The following is a 763-nucleotide window of genomic DNA, read 5'->3' on the forward strand; positions in this document are numbered from 1 at the left end:
AGTCATCGGCGTAACGCACATACTTTACCCTCGTAAAGTTACTGTCCATGGGGTCTAATGACGGTATGCTCTGTATCACCTTTGTCAATCTTTTGATTTCTTCAAGATTCCCTTTTTTTATTGCCGTATATCTTTTGCCGCGCAGTCTTTGATATTCAGGATTACTTTTTCTTTTCTTCCCCTTGGTATTTTTATTGATGATTTCGTCCATGTATTTATCAAATTCGTTTAGATAGATATTTGATAAAATGGGACTAATAATTCCACCCTGGGGACAGCCTGATAAGGACCTGTGCATTTGCTTAAATTCAAGGTATCCTGCTTTTAAAAATCGTCTGATTAACTCAATAAATCGGCCATCTTCTATCTTCTGAGATAAAATATTCAGTAAGATCGTATGGTCAATGTTATCAAAGCACCCTGTAACGTCTCCCTCTATGACCCAATTTGCACCTCTCATTGTGTTTTTTATTTGACACAATGCGGTATGACAACTTCTGTCCGGTCTGAACCCGTGTGAATTGTCGCTAAAAATCGGTTCATAGATTGATTCCAGGAGTTGCCTAATGACTTCCTGCAACAGTTTGTCCTCAAAAGACGGTATTCCAAGCGGCCTTGTCTTACCATTCTTTTTCGGAATATAGGTTCTTCTAACGGGTTTGGGATAATACTGTTCAGTTTTTAGCTTTTCAATCAGAGTATCAATCATTTCATATTTAAAACCGTCAATGGTCCGGTTATCAACACCCTCTGTCATATTTCC

1 protein-coding gene is annotated in these 763 nt (G+C 38.3%); it reads right to left on the reverse strand.

Annotated features, from left to right (window positions below; genetic code table 11):
• A partial coding sequence (locus tag KCX82_RS22860; protein ID WP_264373373.1) for a reverse transcriptase domain-containing protein occupies positions 1–763 on the reverse strand: 763 nt, incomplete at both ends.

This window comes from Sinanaerobacter chloroacetimidivorans, from assembly GCF_018128545.1.
Classification (GTDB): Bacteria; Bacillota; Clostridia; order Peptostreptococcales; family Anaerovoracaceae; genus Sinanaerobacter; species Sinanaerobacter chloroacetimidivorans.